This is a genomic window from Eggerthella timonensis (genome assembly GCF_900184265.1).
In the GTDB taxonomy this organism is placed as follows: Bacteria; Actinomycetota; Coriobacteriia; order Coriobacteriales; family Eggerthellaceae; genus Eggerthella; species Eggerthella timonensis.
Map to the genome: position 1 here is coordinate 1,688,913 of NZ_FXXA01000002.1, position 20,481 is coordinate 1,709,393.

The 20,481-nt window shown below is 65.3% G+C and carries 12 protein-coding genes; 6 read left to right on the top strand and 6 right to left on the bottom strand.

Going from position 1 to position 20,481, the window contains the following annotated elements:
* Positions 1-8: 8 nt before the first annotated feature.
* Together C1A15_RS07010 and C1A15_RS07015 are read right to left on the bottom strand one after the other, a co-directional pair.
* Positions 9-5,177, bottom strand: a complete 5,169-nt coding sequence (locus C1A15_RS07010; protein ID WP_180953018.1) for a Cna B-type domain-containing protein — start codon at positions 5,175-5,177, stop codon at positions 9-11.
* A 200-nt stretch (positions 5,178-5,377) separates the two neighbouring features.
* Complete coding sequence (locus C1A15_RS07015; protein WP_180953019.1) at positions 5,378-7,417, bottom strand: sensor domain-containing diguanylate cyclase; 2,040 nt, start codon at positions 7,415-7,417, stop codon at positions 5,378-5,380.
* A 266-nt stretch (positions 7,418-7,683) separates the two neighbouring features.
* Here C1A15_RS07015 and C1A15_RS07020 point away from each other — a divergent pair, with 266 nt between their 5' ends.
* From C1A15_RS07020 to C1A15_RS07040, 6 genes are all read left to right on the top strand, one after another.
* Positions 7,684-8,307 (top strand): MarR family winged helix-turn-helix transcriptional regulator, encoded by a 624-nt coding sequence (locus C1A15_RS07020; protein ID WP_101721892.1) that lies wholly within the window; start codon positions 7,684-7,686, stop codon positions 8,305-8,307.
* The gene (locus C1A15_RS07025; RefSeq protein ID WP_101721893.1) at positions 8,304-8,966 is read left to right on the top strand and encodes a GNAT family N-acetyltransferase; all 663 of its coding nucleotides are present in this window, start codon (positions 8,304-8,306) and stop codon (positions 8,964-8,966) included. Before C1A15_RS07020 ends, C1A15_RS07025 begins: the two co-directional genes overlap by 4 nt.
* Positions 8,926-9,060 (top strand): hypothetical protein, encoded by a 135-nt coding sequence (locus C1A15_RS17345; protein ID WP_281254119.1) that lies wholly within the window; start codon positions 8,926-8,928, stop codon positions 9,058-9,060. The genes C1A15_RS07025 and C1A15_RS17345 overlap by 41 nt, the downstream gene beginning before the upstream one ends.
* A gap of 632 nt (positions 9,061-9,692) precedes the next feature.
* Complete coding sequence (gene dnaE / locus C1A15_RS07030) at positions 9,693-13,154, top strand: DNA polymerase III subunit alpha (protein ID WP_101721894.1); 3,462 nt, start codon at positions 9,693-9,695, stop codon at positions 13,152-13,154.
* 671 nt (positions 13,155-13,825) lie between these two features.
* A complete protein-coding gene (gene truA / locus C1A15_RS07035) occupies positions 13,826-14,593 on the top strand; it encodes a tRNA pseudouridine(38-40) synthase TruA (protein ID WP_342746815.1) in 768 nt (255 codons plus the stop codon).
* Between the two features lie 41 nt (positions 14,594-14,634).
* The gene (locus tag C1A15_RS07040; RefSeq protein ID WP_101721896.1) at positions 14,635-15,606 is read left to right on the top strand and encodes a hypothetical protein; all 972 of its coding nucleotides are present in this window, start codon (positions 14,635-14,637) and stop codon (positions 15,604-15,606) included.
* A 66-nt stretch (positions 15,607-15,672) separates the two neighbouring features.
* Here the strand turns inward: C1A15_RS07040 and asnB are convergent, their stop codons facing one another.
* The 4 genes from asnB to C1A15_RS17230 all read right to left on the bottom strand — a co-directional run bounded on the left by asnB (position 15,673) and on the right by C1A15_RS17230 (position 20,279).
* Positions 15,673-17,625, bottom strand: coding sequence for an asparagine synthase (glutamine-hydrolyzing) (gene asnB, locus C1A15_RS07045; protein ID WP_101721897.1), 1,953 nt, complete (start codon positions 17,623-17,625; stop codon positions 15,673-15,675).
* A 111-nt stretch (positions 17,626-17,736) separates the two neighbouring features.
* Positions 17,737-18,090: a HepT-like ribonuclease domain-containing protein gene (locus C1A15_RS07050; RefSeq protein ID WP_101721898.1), complete on the bottom strand. Its 354-nt coding sequence runs from the start codon at positions 18,088-18,090 to the stop codon at positions 17,737-17,739.
* Complete coding sequence (mntA, locus tag C1A15_RS07055; RefSeq protein ID WP_180953020.1) at positions 18,077-18,370, bottom strand: type VII toxin-antitoxin system MntA family adenylyltransferase antitoxin; 294 nt, start codon at positions 18,368-18,370, stop codon at positions 18,077-18,079. The genes C1A15_RS07050 and mntA overlap by 14 nt, the downstream gene beginning before the upstream one ends.
* A gap of 94 nt (positions 18,371-18,464) precedes the next feature.
* Positions 18,465-20,279: an amidohydrolase family protein gene (locus C1A15_RS17230; RefSeq protein ID WP_180953021.1), complete on the bottom strand. Its 1,815-nt coding sequence runs from the start codon at positions 20,277-20,279 to the stop codon at positions 18,465-18,467.
* Between the last annotated feature and the right edge of the window lie 202 nt (positions 20,280-20,481).

Consider the following 20,481-nt stretch of genomic DNA (forward strand, 5'->3'; position numbering starts at 1 on the left):
CGGGCGTGCTACTCGCGGCGCGCTTTGCGGCGGAGGACGGTTACCGCCAGCGTGCCGGCTGCGGCGGCAGCGAGCGCGACCAAGGCCGTCAGCGCGCCGCCGAGCACGTCGCCGGTGGCGACGGTGGGGGAGCCGACGCTCGCGGGCGTGCCCGGCGTCCCGGGCGTGCCGGGCGTCTGCGGGGTGCCCGGCGTGGTGGGCGGCCCGGGCGTCGGCGGCGTCGGCGGCTCGTCGGCCTCGTTCGTCAGCGCGATGGTGAGCGTCGTGCCGTCTTCCGACAGCGTGCTCTCGGTGCTGACCAGTTCGAAGCCTTCGGGCACCGTCTCGTCAGCCGCGAACGCGAGGTTGCGCATTCCCACATCGATGGGCAGGTCTGTCTGCCAACCGCCCTCGGCGGTGAGGGTCACCGTGCCTGAGTCGTAGCGCTGCTGGCCGTCCTTGTCGGTGCCGGTCACGCGCACGTCGAGGCTTTCAGGCAACAGCGTCGCGGTACCGGTCCAAGCCTTCTTCACCACGATGTGCGCCACGCCGCCGGTGTACGTGTTCGTGATGGTGCTCACGTCGTCCTCGGTGGCGACGGACGAGGCGTATCCGGGAGGCACGGCAACCTCCTCAGCGGTGTAGGTCGTGTCGTCGTCGGGCAGGTCGGTCCAGGTGTGGCGCCACCCGTCGGCCTCGGTCAACGTGACCGGATCGCCCCAAGCGCGGCCATTCTGGTACAGCTGCACGTCCACGCTGCCGGGCAGCGGGGTGTCGGAGTCGTTCACCCACGTCTTCTCGACCGAGAACGAGGTGGTGGGCACGACGATGCGGTTGGTGATGGTGGCGCTGCCTCCTGGGAACCCGATCGCGCCGTCGATGGAGGGCGCGTCGGAGTCGTACTTCGGCAGGGCGTCGGGCTCGTACACCGTGTACGCCGATCCGTCGTCGGGCAGGTCGGTCCAGGTGTGCGACCAGGCGCCGCTCGCGTCGACGATGACGTGCGGGCCGTAGGGCGCGCCGTCCTTGAGCAGCTGGAAGCTGACGCTGGACGGGCGGGAGCCGCGGCTGTTGTCGTTGTCCTCCCACGCCTTGGTGGCGGTCAGGCTGGTCACCTTCTGGTTCTGCAGCGAGAACGTGAGCACGGTGCCGTCGTCGGACAGCGCGGTGCTCGTGCCGATCTGCCGGTAGCCGTCGGGCAGCACTTCGGACAGCTCGAACGAGAGGTTGCGCATCCCCACGTCGATGGGCAGGTCGGCGCTCCAGCCGTTGTCGGGGGAGAGCGTCACCGTTCCTGAGTCGTATTTCTGCTCGCCGTCGGCGTTCATGCCGGTCACGCGCACATCGAGGCTTGCGGGCGCCTGCCCGCCGAGCCAGTCCTTCTTAACCAGCACGTGTGCCACGCCGCCCGTGTACGTGTTCGTGATGGTGGCGCCGTTCTCGTCGGTCATGGTGGTGGAGGTGTACAGCGGCACCGTGGTCGCCTCGTCGACCGTGTAGGTCATCCCCTGGGAGGGCAGGTCGGGCCAGGTGTGGCGCCAGCCGCCGGCCTCGGTGAGGGTGACGGCGCTGCCGTAGGGCTCGCCGTTCTGGTACAGCTGCACGTCCACGCTGCCGGGCAGCGGGGTGTCGGAGTCGTTCACCCACTCCTTCGCGACGGTGAACGAGGTGGTGGGTATCAGGGCGTTCGTGATCACGGCCTCGCCGTTCTCGAAGCCCACGGCGCTGCCGGCGGACGACGCGTCCGAGGTGTAGCCGGGCAGGTCGGTGGTCTCGTACACGGTGTAGACGCTGCCGTCGTCGGGCAAGCCGTTCCACGCATGCGACCAGTTCGTGTCGGGGCTCACGGTGACCGGGTCGCCGAAGGGCGCGCCGTCCTTGAGCAGCTGCATCTGCACGCTTGCCGGGCGCTGTCCCGACGCGTCGCCCCCGTCGACCCAGGCCTTCGTCGCCTTGAGATCCATGAGCTTCTCGTTCGTGAGGGTGAACGTGAGGGTCTTGCCATCCTCGGACAGGCTGCTCGTCGAATCGACCTGTCGATAGCCCTCGGGCACGACTTCGGACACGTCGAAGGTCAGGGTGCGCATGCCGACGGCGATGGGCAGCTCGGCGCGCCAGCCGCCCTCGGCGGTGAGGGTCACCGCGCCCGAGTCGTACTGCTGCTGGCCGGCAGCGTTCGTACCGGTCACGCGCACGTCGATGCTGGCCGGCGTCTGCGCGCCCGTCCACTCCTTCTGCACGACGATGCTGGCCACGCCGCCTGTGTAGGTGTTCGTGATGATCGCCGTATTCCCGGTGTTCCCGATGTTCGCTTCGTAATCGGGCGGCACGTCGGTTTCGAGCGCGTGGTAGAACGCCGGATTGCCCCCTGCGTCGGTCGTGGGCAGGCCGAACCAGGTGTGCTGCCAGCCGCCGGTGCCGCTGAGGGGAACGGGGTCGCCGTAGGGCGCGTTGTTTTGGTACAGCTGCACGTCGATGTCCTCGGGCGTGCTTCCGAGCGGCGCGCCCGCCCATCGCTTCATCGCGGTGAACGACGTGGTGGGAGGCAGGGCGTTCGTGACGGTGGCCGCGCCGTCGGCGAATCCGGCCGCATTTTCGGGGGAGTCGGCCGAGGAGGCGTATTCGCCCAGATCGGAGGACTCGTACACCTTGAACGCGGCATAGGAGCCGTCGTCGACGAGGTCTTTCCATGTGTATGACCAGGCGCTCTCCTCGCTGAGCGTCACCGGGTCCCCGAAGGGCCTACCGTCCTTGAGCAGCTGCATCTCCACGGTGGTCGGGCGGATGCCTTTGCTGTTGCCATCGTCGTCCCATGCCTTCGTCACGGTGAGATCGACGACCTTTTGGTTCGTGATGGTGAACGAGAGCGCGGACGTGCCGTCGCCGTTCGGCGTGAGCTTGTTCGCGTTGCCGATCTGCCGGTAGCCGTCGGGAAGCTTCTCTTCAACAGAGAACCACAGCGCCTGCTGGTCCGCGGTGAGGCCGTCGACGGAGGCCTTCCAACCGTTGCCGTCGTTCAGCACGAGGTCCTTGCGGTACTGCTCGGCATCCGTCGCGTCGCGCCCGACGATGGAGATGGGAAGCTCGGCGGGAGGTTGCGTGCCGTTCCACTGCTTTTCGACTGCGATGGAGGTCACGTTTCCGGTGAAGGCGTTCGTCAGCTCGATGGACCAGCCTTCGTCGTTATCCCCGATGATTGCCTCGGAGGGTTGGTAGCCCTCGGGAACGTTGACCTCGCGAACGGTATAGGCCTTGTTCGGATCGAGGTCGGTCCAGGCGTAGAATCCTCCGTCGGTGCTGCCGGGGGCAGGCGCGGTGAGGGTCTGCGTGTCGATGACCGCGCCGTCGGCCAAGAGCTCTACGTCGACGGAGGAGGGCAGCGGATCGGCGTGGTTCGCGCCGTGGTCCCATGTCTTGTGCACGGCGAGCCTCGTGGGCACGTCCATGAGCTTGAACTGGAAGCTCCTCAGCGCAATGGGGGTGTCGTGGTAGGCCCAGATGTCGAGCGCTGTCTGATCGCCTGCGCGGTTCTGGTAGGCCATTGCGCCCTGCGACGACGTGTCCACGCCCGTCACGCTGTGATCCTGCGTGTCGGCCACGGCCCAGTTGGCCATGCTCCACGGCGGGGTGACGTCGCCGGCGTTCGACGAGCTGTTGTTGTAGTACACGGTGGAATCGACGGGCATCCCATCGGCTTCCAGGCGATGGATCTTCACGCCGTCGTAGTTGTTCTCCACGTCGAGCAGCGGGAAGTGCGCTTCGCCGCCCTTCAGCTTGACGGCGACGTTGTTCAGGTCGTACGTGCCGGCGGGCACCTTGACGCCGTTCGCGTCGAGTCCGTCCCAGGCGATGGTGTTCGTTCCGTTCTTCACGAGCGAGTTCGACAGCGTCACCGTGTTGCCGTTGCCGAAATTCAGCGTGATCTCATAGGACGTGGCTGCCACGTCGCCCACGTCGAACGAGAACGTGCCGCCCTCGCCCACGAAGCCCTCGTTCGCCTTGAGCTCGGGCGCGGCGGGGGTGGGGGTGGGGTTGCCGTCGAACGTGAAGTTGCTGATGGCGTTCTCGCCGTCGGGCGTGGCGATGTCGAGCGCGGCCAGCACCTCGGGGTCGGCGGGGTTGTTGAAGAACAGCTTGTAGGTGCGGTCGAGCTCGTTGGTTGGCGCGTTGTTGAGGATGACGCCGTGCTCGGCCAGGTCGGACAGCGCATTGTTCTGCGAGCGCACCGAGTGGTACAGCGAATGCGTTGATGCGCGGTCGTCGAGCGAGCCGTCGAGCAGCCCGCGGTTGTTGGCGAAGAACACGAAGCCGAACGGGTCCATGCCGTTGAAGTCGATCTCGTAATGGTAGTTGTCGTCGGTGACCGCGAACATATGGGATTTGAGGATGCTCGCGCGATCGAAGTTGTTGCCCATGTTGAGGAACAGCTTCTTCGTGAACACGCGACCGTTCTGCACGCCGTCGCCGTTCGACACGGTGATGTCCCATGCCGCGACGCTGCCGCCGGCCTGCGCGGCCGACGTGAAAGCCCGGTCGTCGGTGACCGGGTAGGGCTGCGGATTGCGGTTGGACAGCGCCTGCGAGTAGAATTTGAACAGGTAGACGCCGCTCTTCTGCGCGGTGAACGTGAGGGGCGCGTAGCCGTTGCCGTCAGGGCCGGATGCGCCGCCCGCCTCGCGCGCGACGCTGCCGATGTAGCCGGGGGCTCCGTTGTCGGCGGTGGCGTCGGCGCTTACGTCGTAGGTGGTGACGCGCGCGTCGCGTGCGCCCTGGAAGTAAGGGTAGGCGTGCGCGTTTCCGGTGCCGGGATCGGCTTGCTGCTGCTGCACCCAGGCGGGGTCGCAGACCACGATATCGCACTGGTTGAGCGCGGCCAGCTCGGCATCGGAGAGGCTCGTGCCCATCTTCTCGTTGGTGAACCGGGCGACGGCGTCTTTGATGCTCGTGCCGAACGAGACGGTTTCCCCTTCCTTTACGTACGCGTACAGCTCGGTCAACCGGCTCTCGCCGGCGGTCGAGGCGTTGTAGCGTTCGGTGTAGGGACGGTAGCCGCCGTGCGCGACCAGCTCTTTCGATCCCTCCGCATGAGCGGTGAGCGGAGCCGGCAGCACGAGGGCCAAGGCCGACAGCGCGACGGCGAGCGCGACGAACAATCGCCGGGCGCGCGCGGCCGGATAGGGACGGGTGGTCGTGTTCATGTGGTGTCCTTGCATACGCGCGGTTAGATGCCGTGCAGTATAATTCGCCCCCTCATCAAGTCGCTTTCCTGCAAACGGCGCGTTGGGAGGGCGTTGCCAATGCGTGGAAAGACGAGCCGTCGGCCCCCGGGTCGCGCCTGCGGAGGAACGCCGTCGAACGAGAGGGGGCTGACCGCTTCCTCGATGCGCGCAGGACCCGCTTACGCCTGCGAGGCGTACTGCGAGATACGGTTCTTGCCCTTGCCCTTCGATGCGTAGAGCGCTTCGTCGGCCTTGGCGAACGCCTCGTCGTAAGAGGAGGCTCCCTCCACGGCGTAGACTCCGATGCTCACCGAAGCTCCGGCTTCGGCAGCGGTGGATGCCGTCAGCTCGAGCACCTGCGCTCTGATTGCATCGAGCCTGTTCAGAACCATGCTCAGCGGCATATCCTTGAAGAGGATGGCGAACTCGTCGCCCCCGACGCGGCCGACCACGTCCGTCGGCCGGCAGGAGCGGCGCATGAGCGATCCGATGCGCTCGAGCAGCTCGTCGCCCTTGATGTGGCCGCAGTGGTCGTTGACGCTCTTGAAGTCGTCGACGTCGACGAGCGCGCAGACGCATCGTCTCGCGAGCGACGGGTCTGCCAGCGCTTCGTCTACGAGCTGCTTGGTCGTCATGTGGTTGGACACGCCGGTCAGCTGGTCGTTCTCCGCGCGGGTTTTGAGGTCGCGTTCGTGTTGGATGTCCTCCATGAGACCGATGAAGTGCCATGCTCCATCGAAGTCCTCCATCCTGTACAGGTTCGCCCGGTACCATCGGTAGCCGTCGCCGCGGTAGTTCGCGCGATACTCCAACATGGCGGTCCGCCGCTTCTCGGGGGCGTCGAACAGGGCGCGCACGGCGTCGAGGCTGCCGGGGTGGATGACCCCGTCGCGCGCGAGGTCGAGGTTTTCCAGGTAACGAGGGATGCTTTGCGCCTTGAAGCCGTCGCCGGCGTCCGTGTACAGAAGCGCTTCGTCGGTTTCGGAGTTGTAGTCGAAGCTGATCGCGTGGGTCAGCTCGCTGAGGATGCGGTAGCGTTCGTTCTGCCAATCGCGCGCATGCTGGGCGCGCAGCTCTTCGGTGACGTCGGCGATGGCTACGAACAGCTGATCCTCGCCCGACCGCGTGCGGAACTTCGTGCCGCGCAGACGCAGGGCGAGCGGCGTGCCGTCCTTGCGCTGCAGCACGATGTCGAGGTTGGCCGCTGCGCGCGGGGACTCGTTCGGAGCCGACGGCGCATCGTCCTCGAATGCGAGCGGGTCCGCATCGAACAACGGCTCGTTGCCTCGTTGCTTCTCGAACTCATCGCGGGTGTAGCCGAACATGGTGCAGACGGGGTCGCTCACGTAGCGCGGGATCGCCTTGCCGTCGCGCAGGGCGAACATCCCGATGCCCACGGGCAGGCGCGACACGATGTCGCCCAGATTGCGCGAAACCGCCTCGTCCTCGGTGCGCATGCGCTCGGTCACGTCTTGGTTGCAGCAGAGGATGCCGTCTTCGCCCATGCGCAGAAACGTGCTCTGGCACCAGCGCGCCCCCGTTCCCATCGCGACCCGGTACGTGACGATGGCGCTCGATGCGCTTCCTTCGGACAGGCTCCTCGCAGCGTCGATCACGCTCTCGCGATCGCGTGGGCGGGGGACGTAACGCTCCCATATGCGGTGTACCTCTTCGAGGGTCATCTGCAGGTTCGCATGGTCCTCCCGGGTCGTCGAGCTCAGCCGGCGCACGTAGCTGCCGTGCATGTTGAGCTCGTGCACCTCGTCGAACGCGGTGCGCAGCACTTCGGCGTACCGGTTGCGGTCGCGCTCGTAGCGCCGCTCGTGGAGATCGGTCACGTCGTTGAACGCTGCTTGGATGATGACGCAATCGCCGCTTTCGACGAGCACCGCCGTGCCGCGAATCCACCCCGGCGCTCCGTCGCCGCGCACGATGCGATGATGGAACTCGCACGACGACCGCTCGCCGGAGAGCAGCTTCTCGATGCACCGTTCGGCCTGCGCCCGCTCGCCGATGGGAATGTGGGCGAGCGCTTCGCCGCCCCTGCGCGCGAGGAGATCGGGGAAGTCCTCGTAGCCGAGGATGGCAGAAGCGGCCCTGTTGACGAACAAGGTCTTCCCGCTGCCGTGCGCGCAACAGTGCATGACGCCGCAGGGCAGGGCGTCGTACAGGCGGGTCGATTGTTCGTCTACGCAGTACCGGCAGGCATGGTCGGGCATGCTTCTGGGCCTTTCGTGTGCGGGAGGTCGAGGAAGTGGCATATTGTAAACCAAGTTGATCGCTCAGGAATAAACAGCCGGTGAGCGGTATCGTCGCGACGCTCGTGCCGCGGCGAGAGGTCGGCAGCGTCGGCAAGCGGACGCAAGCATGTCTCTCGTGGCTTTCTACCGGTACCGGTAGAAAAAGCGTTGACTTTCAACCGGTACCGGTATATCTTTCTAACGGTACCGGTTGAACTAGCGCGGGCAGAGAAAGGACGCACGTTATGGATAGAAGTTTCGAGTTGTTGGAAAAGCTCTCGGTGGTGCAATGGCTGCTGCAACGCCAGCGCCATCGCCTCCGCGCGGATGCGGGCCCCGTGGTGGACCCTTCTTGCGGGCAGGGGCGCATTCTCGCGATGCTCAAGCTGAAGGACGGCATCAGCACGAAGGACCTGTCGCACGTGCTGGGCATTCGCGTCTCGTCGCTCAACGAGATGCTGGCGAAGCTGGAGAAGGGCGGCTACGTGGAACGCCATCCCTCCGAGGAGGACAAGCGCGTCATGCTCGTCATGTTGACGCAGAAGGGACGCGATGCCGACCAGGTTGAAACCGCGCCTTCGAGGGTGTTCTCCTGCCTCACCGACGAGGAGCAGGAGCAGATGGGCGCCTACCTCGATCGGCTGATCGACGCGCTCGAGGAGTCGATGGGCGAGGACGGCCGCGATTCGCTCGATCGGGCGCGCCGGCACCGCGACGAGATGCTGTCCTTCGTGCGCGGTGGCTCCGACGGCCCCGCGGGGCGCGGGAGCCGTCCCGACTTCCCGTTCGGGTTCGGCGGCCCCTGCGGCCCGCTCGAGCGCGACCGTCGCGGTCGTCGCGGTTTCGGCGACGAAGGCGGGCGGGCGTGACGGCCGTCGCCGAGGCGGCGCTCGCGAGCTCGGTGCAGCTGGCGTGCGCGGGCACGTGCCGCCAGCTGCAGGAAGCGCGACGGATCAACCCCGCGTTTCGCTTCGCGCGCCGCGAGGACATCGGCCTGATCGCCGACATGCGGTGCGCCCAGTCGCTCGAATACTGGGGCGTGGACCCTTCCTTCGACGCCGGTGCGTTCCGGCAGGCCACGGAGGCGTACCTCGAGCGGAACCTCGGCACGCGCATCCTGTTCGGCATCATCGAGGATCGCGCCGAGGCGGCGTCGGTGTCGGGCCTCGAGATGAACGACCGGCTGCCCACGCTCGGTTCGGCGGGCGGGGCGTGCGGCGCGGGCGAGCGCAGCGCCACCATCGTGAGCTGCTACACCCCTGCCGCGCATCGGGGCAGGGGCTACATGGGCCAGATGCTCGATATCTGGATGTCGCTGGCCACGTTGCTCAACGTGGACGCGTTGTACCTCGAAAGCCACAATCCCTCGATGCAGCGCATGGCGGAGCGCGACGGATACCGCCTCGTGTCGAACAAGTACAAGCTCTCGTTGGAAGGCGGTGCCGCATATGGCGAAACGATCGGAACCTCGGCGCGAATCGGACTCGATGAGCGACGCGAAACTGCTGCTGCGCATCGCCGCGGGTGAAGTGGACGTGCACGAGCTGGCGTCGGGCCGTGACGACGATCGGAAGGGCGAGAAGCAGCGCCGTGTCCGCAGCAAGCTGTTCGGCCGCTGCTAGCGCAGCCCGTCGCGGCCTGCCCGTTTGAGCGCGGACGTGTTTCGACTGGTTGCATTCACGTCAACTGGAGCCGCCACCGCGTCTTCCCGATGGGTCGCGTCGCTTCTATATATAAGTGGAAACATCATGGACAAAAAGCCGAGTATTCTATAGATTTTCGTGAAGACTCGCCGGGTTGAATCATCCCGGCTTCCGTTTTCCCTGATGAGAAGTCCGCATTTTCTTCTATATTTATCTGAGGATAAAGAATACTCGGCTTTTTGTCCATCGGAGCGGGCAGAACGGCTCTCGCATCGGGTATTGCGAATCGCGAGGGCTCCGTCCTTTTCCGGAGCGCGTCCCGATCGCGAAGACGCTCGCCTCGGCCTGCTCGCGGACGATTGGCCGCAGGAGGCGAAGCGTCCTGACGCGCAGGGCGGACGACGGGGCCGCCGCCGCGGGCGCCGCCGTCGCGAGCCCGACGATGGGGCCGCCGCCGCGGGAGGCGCCGTCGCGAGCCCGACGGCGTGGCCGCTCGGCAGGGGTGACGATCTTGCAAAAACCATCGTTTGTTCGATCATCGAAAGCGCCGATGCTGCTAGAATGTCATCGACACAACGACGCGCATCCATGACTGACAAGAGGCACAAGATATGGCATTCGTCCACCTGCACAACCATACCGAATATTCCCTGCTCGACGGGCACACCCACATCTACGACATGGTGAAACGAGCCGCCGACCTCGACATGCCCGCCGTGGCCATCTCGGATCACGGCGTGATGTCCGGCGTGCCGCAGCTGTGCGAGATGTGCGACAAGGTCGAGGAGGAGACGGGCAAGCGCGTCAAGCCCATCTACGGCTGCGAGGTGTACTTCACCGTCGACGAGGAGCTGCGCAAGGACACGAAGCCCAAGCTTTACCACCTCCTCTTGCTGGCCAAGACGAACGAGGGCTACCACAACCTCGTGAAGCTCGTCAGCGAATCGCATGTCGACAACTTCTACTACAAGCCGCGCACCACGTTCAGCATGCTCCAGAAGTACGGCAAGGGCATCATCGGCTCGTCGGCGTGCATCGCCGGCATCATCCCGAAGCTGCTCGACAACCGCCAGGTGGACGAGGCGGTGGAGTGGGCCAAGAAGTTCGCCAGTTGCTTCGAGCCGGGCGACTTCTACATCGAGCTGCAGAACCAGGGCATCCGCACCGACGCCGGGTTCACGCAGACCGAGCTCAACCACATGCTGACGGACGTGGCCAAGGCCGCCGGCCTCAAGACTATCGCCACGAACGACTTCCACTACCTCACGCGCGAGGACGCGCGCGCCCAGGACTACATGCTGTGCATCGGCACGGGCGCGGCGTTCAACGACGCCAACCGCATGCGCTTCGAGAACGACCAGTTCTACATGAAGACCGAGGAGGAGATGCGCGAGGCGCTCAAGGACTTCCCCGAGGCCTGCGACACCACGGTCGAAGTGGCCGAGAAGGTGAACGTGGTGCTCGAGCGCGACTCCATCCTTCCGCGCTTCCCGCTGCCCGAGGGCGAGACCGAGGAGAGCTATTTCCGTAGGCGCGTCCAGGAAGGCCTGGTCAAGCACTACGGCGATCCGGTTCCGCAGGAGGCGCAGGAGCGCGCCGACTACGAGATGGGCATCATCATCCAGCAGGGCTTCCCGGCGTACTTCCTCATCGTGCAGGAGTACATCGAGTGGGCGCGCAGCCAGGGCATCGGCGTCGGCCCGGGCCGTGGCTCGGCCGCAGGCGCCATCGTGGCGTATGCCATGGACATCACCGCCCTCGACCCGCTGTCGAACGGCCTGCTGTTCGAGCGATTCCTGTCGCCCGAGCGCGTGGAGATGCCCGATATCGACGTCGACTTCGAGCAGGGCCGCCGAGAAGAAGTGATCAACCACATCAAGGACGTGTACGGCGAGGACCACGTATCCCAGGTCATCACGTTCGGCACCCTGCAGGCCAAGAACGCCGTGCGCGACGCCGCGCGCGTGCTGGACTACCCGTACAGCACCGGCGACAAGATCACGAAGATGATCGGCGACGAGCTGGGCATCACCATCGACAAGGCCTTGGCCACGAACCCCGACCTCAAGAAGGCGTACGAGACCGAAGAGGACGTGAAGGCCGTCATCGACGCGGCGCTGTCCATCGAAGGCCACGTGCGCGGCGAGGGCGTGCACGCATGCGCCACCATCATCTGCCGCGACCCCATGAGCGACCACGTGCCCATGAAGCGCGACACCAAGGGCGGCGGCATCATCACCCAGTACGACGGCCACTACACGCCCGAGCTGGGCCTGCTGAAAATGGACTTCCTCGGCCTGCGCACGCTCGACGTGCTCACCATCGCATGCCGCAACATCGAGCAGCGCTTCGGCACGAAGGTGATCCCCGAGGACATCCCCATCGACGACGAGGGCGCCTTCAAGCTCATGCAGTCCGGCAACATGGACGGCTTGTTCCAGGTGGAGGGCGCGCTGTACGTCAGCCTGTTCGCGCGGCTCCCCCCGACGCGCTTCTCCGACGTCGTGGCCTCGATCGCCCTCAACCGCCCGGGCCCGTTGGAGTCGGGCATGGTAGACGACTACGTGAAGGTGGCCCAGGGCAAGACGCCCGTCCACTACTACGACGACCGCCTGCGCCCGCTTCTGGAAGAGACCTACGGCACCATGGTCTACCAAGAGCAGATCATGCAGATCTCCATGGAGATGAGCGGCTTCTCGGCGGGCAAGGCCGACAAGCTGCGCAAGGCCATGGGCAAGAAGAAGCTCGACATCATGCGCCAGCTCCAGGCCGACTGGAACGACGGCGCGGTGGAGAACGGCTACTCGCTCGAGATCGCGAAGCAGATCTGGGAAGACGCCGAGAAGTTCGCGAAGTACGCGTTCAACAAATCGCACTCGGCCGCATACGCCATCCTGGTTATGCGGACGGCGTATTTGAAGGCGCACTACCCGAACGACTTCATGGCCGCCGTGCTGTCGTCCTACATGGGCAACACCGACCGCCTGATCCGCTACATCGCCAGCTGCAACCACTCGGGCATCCCCGTGCTGCCGCCGGACATCAACTCGTCCAACGCCGAGTTCACGCCCACCGACGAGGGCGTGCGCTTCGGCCTCGTGGGCGTGCGCGGCGTCGGCGCGAACGTGGCCGAGGCCATCATCGAGGAGCGCGAGGCGAACGGCCCGTTCACGTCGCTGCACGACTTCGTGAACCGCCTCGATGCGAAATGCTACAACCGCAAGACGCTCGAAGCGCTCATCAAGGGCGGGGCGTTCGACTCGACGGGCTACACGCGCAAGCAGCTCATGTACTTCGTCGACGAGACGCCGCTGCTTGAAAGCGCGTCGAAGCGCCAGAAGGACCGCGAGCGCGGCCAGGTGTCGATGTTCGACCTGTTCGGAGACGATCCGGATTCCGGCTTCGAGGAGGAGATCCCGGAGCCGGACGGCGTGGAGTGGCCGAAGCGCCAGCTGCTGTCGTTCGAGAAGGAGATCATGAAGATCTACGTCTCGGACCATCCGCTGCGTCCGTACGAGGGCACCATCGCGCGTATGACGAAGTTCCAGCTGGGCGACTTGGCCGAACGCACGAAGGAGATCAAGTCCGCGGTGTTCGTGGGCATGATCTCGAACGTGGTGACGAAGCTGACGAAGCGCGGCACGAAGATGGCCACGTTCACCCTCGAGGACACGACGGGGCACGTGGAGTGCATCTGCTTCAAGTACGACGAGAACGCCGAGGCCATTCAGGAAGACGCCATCGTCAAGGTGAAGGGCAAGTTCGAGGCCAACGACCGCGGCAATCAGATCATGGCGTTCGAGGTGGAGGTCATCGAGCTCAGCGAGGCGGATGCCCGTCCGTCGCACCTCGAGCTGCGCGTGGCGATGTCCGAGTTCGACCAGTCGAAGTCGCTGCGTCTCAACCGCATCTTGAAGTCGTATCCGGGACGCGACGGCGTGGTGCTGTTCGTGCAGCAGAACGACGGCCACAAGTACCGTGCCGAGCTGCCCATCTCGGTTGATTCCCGCAGCCCCGTGATGCGCTCGGAGATCCAGGACCTCTTCGGCTCCCAGGTGTGGAGGGCTTCGTAGGGGCGGGACATCCTTTTGCGATCGAGCGGGCCTTCGGGCCCGCTTTTTTTGGTCGCGGTGCCCACGGCGCGTGCGGCCACGCGCCGACGCGCTCCGTGGGCGGACTGCGCAGGATGTTCAGCGCTATCCGTTGCAAAACCGGGTTTTTGGCAGCCACGCCCGGTCATCTCGGAGATTGAGCGAGGCGTGACCTGCGGTTTCCCGTGCGAAGGCCGTGCTGGAACGTTCTCGATGGCAACCGGAGCGGGAAAATCCTGCCAAAAACCCTGTTTTGCAACGGATAGCGTCGAGGTTTTCTGCACGTCTCGATGCAGACGCGTTTCCGTTCGAGCATCTTCGGCGTTTTGCGACTCGCGAAGCGCTTTTCCCCAGCGCGGGATGGCGCGTCGGATGCGTGTGCCGTATGCTGGCGCGATCCGTGCTTCTCGGATGTGTCTCGCACGGAAAACGTGCTTCAGCGCCCTACGCGCGCTTCAGAGCGAGGATGGGCGCGCGGTTCCTTTCGCGTTGAGAAGGCCGGGGCCTATTCAACAATTTGGCAAGAGGATACCCGACCCCGCTTCGCAGCGGGGTCGGGTTCGTTTATCATGTCGCCTATGAATACGGAAACCATCACACCCTCCACCGCGCGAGAGCGCGAAGCGACAGCGGCCAACGCTGCCGAAAAACCCGTGCGCGATCACACGCTGGCGCTGACGCTGTCGTACAACGGCGCGCCGTTCAGCGGGTTCGCCCGCCAGCCGGGTCAGACCACCGTGCAAGGCGACCTCGAGGACGCGTTGCGCCTGCTGTTCCGGCGCGACGTAGAGACGACGTGCGCCGGCCGCACCGATGCGGGGGTGCACGCCCTCGGCCAGGTGGTCAGCTTCGACGTGAACGATCTCGACATCGCCGGTCGCTCGTTGCCGAGCTTGCGCCGCTCGCTCAATGCGCTCACGCACGATGCCATCACCGTGCGCGAGGTCGAGCCGAAGAAGCTGGGCTTCTCGGCGCGCTTCGACGCGCAGGCGCGCGAGTACCATTACCATCTGTGCGTGGACTCCACGAGCCCCATCTTCATGAAGGACTTCTCGTGGTTCGTTCCCGGCGGCCTCGACCTCACGGCCATGGAAGCCGGCGCGCAGCATTTGCTGGGCGAGCACGACTTCAAGAGCTTCTGCATGGCGGCATCGGCCGAGGGCAAGCCGACGCATCGCAACGTGCGCGAGATATCGTTCCATCCCGAGACGGTGATGGGCGAGAACCTCATGTCCATCAAGGTGGTGGGCAACGCGTTTCTGCACTCCATGGTGCGAACCATCGTGGGCACGCTCGTGATGGTGGGCAAGGGCCAGCGCGACGCCGATTGGGTGGGCGAGGTTCTGGAAGCCTGCGATCGTCGGGTTGCGGGAGAAAACGCCCCAGCTCAGGGGCTCGTATTCTGGCGAGTCATCTACTGACGTGCTACAATAGGCGCTCGGTAACCTGAAGGCGGCGTATCATGTTTGGGAAATCAACGGAGAAGCGCGTGGCGCGCGAAGCGGACAAGATCATATCGCTCAAAGAGGATATGGACGCGCTTTCGTGGACGCGCGTGCTTGAAATAGGCAAGCTCTTGCAGGAGGGCGTCGAGGAGGCCGATCGGGTCGCGCTTGCGTGCGAGCTTGTGTCTATCGCCCAATCGAACCGCTCGCTGTACACGCGCTTGGGCATCGACCCGGCGCCGGCGCCGTCGCACGTCATGGCCTCGGGCATCGAGGTGCTGGAAGGCGGCCTGGCCGAAGCGGCCATCGAGGAGCGTGAAGAGCGGTTGGAGGAGCGCGTGCTGCCTCCCGTCGTGATGCCTCCTGCGATCGAGCCGGAGTCCGTCGTGGACGAGCCGAGCGAGACGGACTTCCAGGCTGCCGAGGTGCAGATGGAGCGCGATCTCGTGGCGAAGAACGACCCCGACGAAGAGGACTTCGTCGAAGCGGCGCACGCTGCGGCGCTGGCGACCGAGTCCGAGCCCGAACCGGAGCCTGAGCCCGAGCCGGAAGCGCGGGTGCCGGAGAAGCCGCTGACGATAGAGGAGCTGATCGCCGCTGCCGCCCAGTTGGAAGAGGCGGTGGACGAGCTCGAGGCGGCTGCCGCAGAGATCGAACAGCCCGAGGCGTCGGACGAGCCTGCGCAGTCCGGAGACCCCACCGAGCCCCTGCCGCCCCTCGAGGCGGTTCCCGAGCCCGAGCCCGAGCCGCAAACCGAGCCGCAACCTGAATCTCAGCCCGAGCCCGAGCCGCAACCCGAATCCCAGCTCGAGCCTCAACCTGAGCCGCAACCTGAACCCCAGTCCGAGCCCGAGCCGCAGCCGAAGCTCGCCAAGAAGCGCCGCTTCGCGCGCTTCCGCAACCTGTACGAGAGCCGCGACGGCGGGCTGTGCGTCTTCGAGGACGAGCACGGCCACCTCGTCGCCGTCGATTCGTCGAAGCTCGCCTGACGAAGTGGCAAAAAAAAGACTGTCCCCTTCTATGCTAAAAAAGAGCCCCCGACCGGGGGCTCTTCGCTATGCTGCGGGTTTTTCGGGAACGGTGCGGTCGACGAAGTAGATGCGGTACCACATGAGGAACATGTAGACGATCCAGATCTTGCGGGTGTTGTCGGCGGCGCCGCTCTTGTGGTCGTCCAGCAGCTTCACCAGCTCGTCCTCGTTGAAGAACCGCTTCGCCTCGGGGCCGGTGAACCAACCCTTGATCTCGTCGTAGTAGCGATCCTGGCGCAGCCAGCCCACCACGGGCACGGGGAAGCCCAGCTTTTCCTTCTGCGCCCAGTCCTTCGGGATGGCGCGCTCGGCGGCCTCGCGCAAGGCGATCTTCGTCTGCTCGCCGTCGGCCTTGAGCGGGGTGGGGACGGTGCGCGAGACGTTGAACACCTCCTTGTCGAGGAACGGCACGCGGCTTTCCAGCGAATGGGCCATCGACATCTTGTCGGTCTTCAACAGGATGTCGCCCACGAGCCAGAAGAACAGGTCGGCGTACTGCATGCGCGTCGTCTCGTCGAGGCCGGCTACCTCGGCGTACACGGGTGCGGTCAGCTCTTGCGGGGTGCACGCCTGCACGGGGCGCTTCAACAGCCGCGCGCGCTCGTCGGGCGAGAACGCCACGCCGTTCGCGTTCGTGTAATACCAGTCCTCCACCGTCTCCGAGGCGCGTTCCAGGTAGTTCGCGCCGCGCACGCCCAGACCGCGCGCCATCTTCGACGCGCCGCGCAGCAGGCCCTTCGGCGCCCAGGACAGCTTCGCGTTGGCGAAGGGCGTCTGGTAGATGCGGTAGCCGCCGAAGAACTCGTCGGCGCCCTCGCCGGACAGCACGGCCTTCACCTTCTTGGCGGCCTCCTGGTCGACGAAGTACAGCGCCACGGCGCTCGGGTCGGCGGACGGCTCGTCCATGTGCCACTGCACGCGCGGCAGGCTCGCCCAGTACTCCTCTTCGCCGATGTGCTTCGAGTTGTTCTCGATGTGCAGCTCGTCGGCCAGCTCGCGCGCCCAGGTGATCTCGTCGCGCTCGCCCTCGTACTCGGCGAAGCCCACGGTGAACGTCTTGATGTCGGGATTCTCCTTCGCCAGGCACGCGGCCATGTAGCTGGAGTCGATGCCCGAGGACAAGAACGAGCCCACCTCCACGTCGGCCACGTTGTGGTAGCGCACGCTCTCGCGCATGGCGGCGTCGATGGCCTCCACGGTGTCCTCGCGGCTGCGGCTCTCGTCGAAGTCGTAGGTGGGGCGCCAGTACCGCTCGGTCTCGATGCTGCCGTCGGCGCGGACGGTCATGCAGTGCGCGGGCTCCAGCTTGTAGATGCCCTTGAAGAACGTCTCGGGCAGCGCCGAGAACTGGAAGCACAGGTACTGCTCGAGAGCCTCCTCGTTGAGCTCGCGCTCGTAGGCGGGGTGCTCGAGGATGCACTTGATCTCGGAGGCGAAGATGAACTGCGGGCCGGCCTCGCCGTTCTGCACGGTGTAGTAGAACGGCTTGATGCCGAAGAAGTCGCGCGCGCAGAACAGCTCGCGGTTCTGCTTGTCCCAGATGGCGAACGCGAACATGCCGCGCACCTTGTCGAGCAGCAGCTTGCCCCACGCCAGATACGACACGAGCAGCGTCTCGGTGTCGGACTCGGTCTTGAACGTCCAGCCTTCGGCGGCCAGCTCGGCGCGCAGGTCGCGGTAGTTGTAGATCTCGCCGTTGAACACGATGGCGTAGTCGCCGACGGTGAACGATCCGGGCGCGGATCCCTCGACGGCGGGGGAGGTGACGGCGGAGTCATGCGCGCCTGTGGCGCGCACCATGGGCTGGTTGCCGTTTGCCAGGTCGATGAGCGACAGGCGGCGATGCCCCAACGCCACGCCGTCGGCGAGGTACTGGCCTTCGCCGTCGGGGCCGCGGTGCGCCATGATGTCGCACATCGCCTTCAAAGCGGGCAGATCGGCTTCGGTCGCCCCGGTGAATCCGCAGATACCGCACATGGATGGTTCTCCTTCTCGTTTGGTCTGCGCACCATGATAGCCTAATCGGCGCATAAGCCCCAAGCGCCGCGCCCGCCCCCTCGCCAAAACCGCAGATTTGGAGGGTGCGGGCTAACGGCCTTCGAGAATTGAGGAGCAGAGCCGCTTGAGTTCGGGAACGTCTTGCACGATGGTCGTCCACGCCCAGGTTGTGTCGATAGTGCCATAACCGTGCACGATCATGTGACGCATGCCGACGATGTCGCTCCATGGGATATCGTCGTACGTCGCAAGAGCCTGTTCGCTCAGATGGTTGGCGAGCTCTCCGATTTGAATGAGGGGGAAGAGCAGCATTTCCCTCAGATCCGCCTGTTTGATGAAAACCGTGCGATCGACGCGATGGCGCTCGATCCTATCCTCGATCGAATTGCAGTTCGATACGATGCCTTCGAGAATGGAGGCATCTCGAGTGCTAAGAGCGCTCATAGAGAACTACTTGGTCACGAACAGCGTGGCGCGCAAAAGAACCCTCGAGCGAGCGTGCCGACACCACGTCGATGTCAACATCGAGCGCTTCCGAGAGCTCTCGACGGAATCGGGCGGCATCGAGCAACGAGAACGTGCCATCCGTTTCGATGAGGATGTCGACGTCGCTGTCCTCGCGGTTTTCTCCTCGCGCGTACGAGCCGAACAGCGCGGCGCTTCTGATGGGGTAGCGTTGTGCCGTTTCCTGTACGGCGCGACTGATCGATTGTACGTTCGTCATACTGCACCTCCTCGAGAAAAGACCTCCGCTCGATCTGCATTGTATCATGTCGAGACGGAGGTCTTCGGTTTGAGGGAGAGCTGTATACGCGCCCCTACTGCTCGGCCGTCGCGGCGTCGTAGACGCGCTCGCCGCGAAGGTAGGTTTGGAGCACCTTCGTGTTCTTGATGTCGAGCGGTTTCGCCTCGAGGACGTTCTGATCCACCACGATGAAGTCGGCCGCCTTGCCCTCCTCGAGGCTGCCCGTCTCGCCGTCGAGGGACAGCGCCCAGGCGGCGTCGGCGGTGAAGCTGCGGATCATCCGCTTGATGTCCACGCGCTCCTCGGGCCACAGCAGGTAGGCGGGGTCGTCCATGTCGGTGATGTCGGGCACGTCGTAGGGCTTGCCGTCCACGAGGTTGCGCGTCACGCCGAACTGCATCGCGTAGAAGGGGTTGGGGTTCGAGGTCACCGGGAAGTCGGAGGCGGAGACGAGCGTCACGCCCGCGTCCACGAACGACTTCATCGGGTACATCTTCTCGGCGCGCTCTCCCAGTGCCGGGCTTTCCTTCGATTCCCAGTACTGCGGCTCCTTGAAGTGCCAGTAGGGGTCGGCCACGGCCGTCACCTCCAGCTCGGCGAAGCGCGGGACGTCGTCCTCCTTCACGAGCTGCAGGTGGGTGATGGCGTTGCGCTCGTCGTCGTTCGGCACGTTCTGCTCGGCGTACTCGATGGCGTCGAGCCCCATCGTCACGGCCTCGTCGCCGATGGCGTGGATGTGCGCGAGCATCCCCGCGCGGTTGATGGCCGCGGCGGCCTGGTTGAGGGGGTTCTGCTCCCAGCCGGTCTCGCCGTAGTTGGACGGGTTGTTCGCGTAGGGCTCGGATAGCAGGGCCGACTCGTTGTCCATCACGCCGTCGACGAATATCTTGCCGGCGATAACTTTGAGCGCGTCGCTGTCGTACTTTTTCTTGAGCTCGCTGAGCGTGGCCAGGTCCTCGTCGGTCTGCCAGCTGGTGACGATGCCCGCGCCGCGCACGCGCATGGTGAGCTCGTCGCGGTCCGCGAGCGCCTGGTAGCCCTCGTAGGGCACGGGGAAGAAACCGTTGCCGGGCGGCGTGAAGATGGACGTGTAGCCCAACGCGTTGAGGCCCCGCAGAAACGTCGCCAGCCCGTCGGCCACGTTCTCTTGGTTGACGGGATAGTTCGAGGTCATCGACATGGCGGAGTCGGCCAGCGTGCCCCATAGGCTGCCGTCCGCGTTCTTGTAGATCTCGCCACCGGGCGTGGAGGGCGTGTCGGGCGTGATGCCGAGGTACTCGAATGCCTTCGAGTTCAGCCACGCGCCGTGTCCGTCGAACGAGTACACGAGCAGCGGCTTGTCGGGGCTGATCTCGTCGAGGCGCTCCTTTTTGGGCCCGCGTTCCAGCTCTTCGCCGGGGTAGAGGCTGGCCATGTAGCCGAAGCCGAGATACGTGTCCTTCTCGGGGTGGGCGTCGACGTATTCCTTGATGGCGGCCAACTCGTCGTCGGCGGTGGGGAGGCCGATGAGGCTGAAGTCGAAGAAGTCGGGCGATCCCGAATGGATGTGGCCCTCTATGAGGCCCGGCAGCACGAATCTACCCTGGAGGTCCACCACGTTCTGGGCGGTGTCCTTGTAACGCTGCCCGTCGGACGACGATCCGACGAAGGCGATCTTCCCGTCGCGGACAGCCAGCGCTTCGGCCATGCGATCCTGACCGTCGACCGTGTAGATGACGGCGTTCTCGTAGTAGGCGTTCACGGGTTCGTCCTCGTTCGAAGCGGCAGTCGGCGCGGAGGCGTCCGTGCCCGCGCTCGAGCAGCCGAACAGGCCGAGCCCGGCAGTGGCGGCGAGCACGGCGCTTCCCGCCAGGAACGTGCGGCGGGACAGGTAAGCAGGATGGTTCATGGTGGGATCCTCTCGTTTCGACGGCACGGCGGCATCCATGATGCGATCAGTATTCAAGCCAGCAGCGAGCGCGCCCTGATTGCTTGCGAACGGTTCCCGGCGCGCATCCTGCCCGTAACGAAGCGCGCGACCGCGAGCCTTTATGAGCGCGCTTCTGCGAAAACGTGGTCCGTGCGCGGCGGTTTCTCGGTATAATGTGCCA

Coding starts and splice junctions, on each gene's coding strand:
- C1A15_RS07010 (WP_180953018.1), bottom strand. CDS start 5,177: ATGAACACGACCACCCGTCCCTATCCGGCCGCGCGCGCCCGGCGATTG.
- C1A15_RS07015 (WP_180953019.1), bottom strand. CDS start 7,417: ATGCCCGACCATGCCTGCCGGTACTGCGTAGACGAACAATCGACCCGC.
- C1A15_RS07020 (WP_101721892.1), top strand. CDS start 7,684: ATGGATAGAAGTTTCGAGTTGTTGGAAAAGCTCTCGGTGGTGCAATGG.
- C1A15_RS17345 (WP_281254119.1), top strand. CDS start 8,926: ATGAGCGACGCGAAACTGCTGCTGCGCATCGCCGCGGGTGAAGTGGAC.
- dnaE (WP_101721894.1), top strand. CDS start 9,693: ATGGCATTCGTCCACCTGCACAACCATACCGAATATTCCCTGCTCGAC.
- C1A15_RS07040 (WP_101721896.1), top strand. CDS start 14,635: ATGTTTGGGAAATCAACGGAGAAGCGCGTGGCGCGCGAAGCGGACAAG.
- asnB (WP_101721897.1), bottom strand. CDS start 17,625: ATGTGCGGTATCTGCGGATTCACCGGGGCGACCGAAGCCGATCTGCCC.
- C1A15_RS07050 (WP_101721898.1), bottom strand. CDS start 18,090: ATGAGCGCTCTTAGCACTCGAGATGCCTCCATTCTCGAAGGCATCGTA.
- mntA (WP_180953020.1), bottom strand. CDS start 18,370: ATGACGAACGTACAATCGATCAGTCGCGCCGTACAGGAAACGGCACAA.
- C1A15_RS17230 (WP_180953021.1), bottom strand. CDS start 20,279: ATGAACCATCCTGCTTACCTGTCCCGCCGCACGTTCCTGGCGGGAAGC.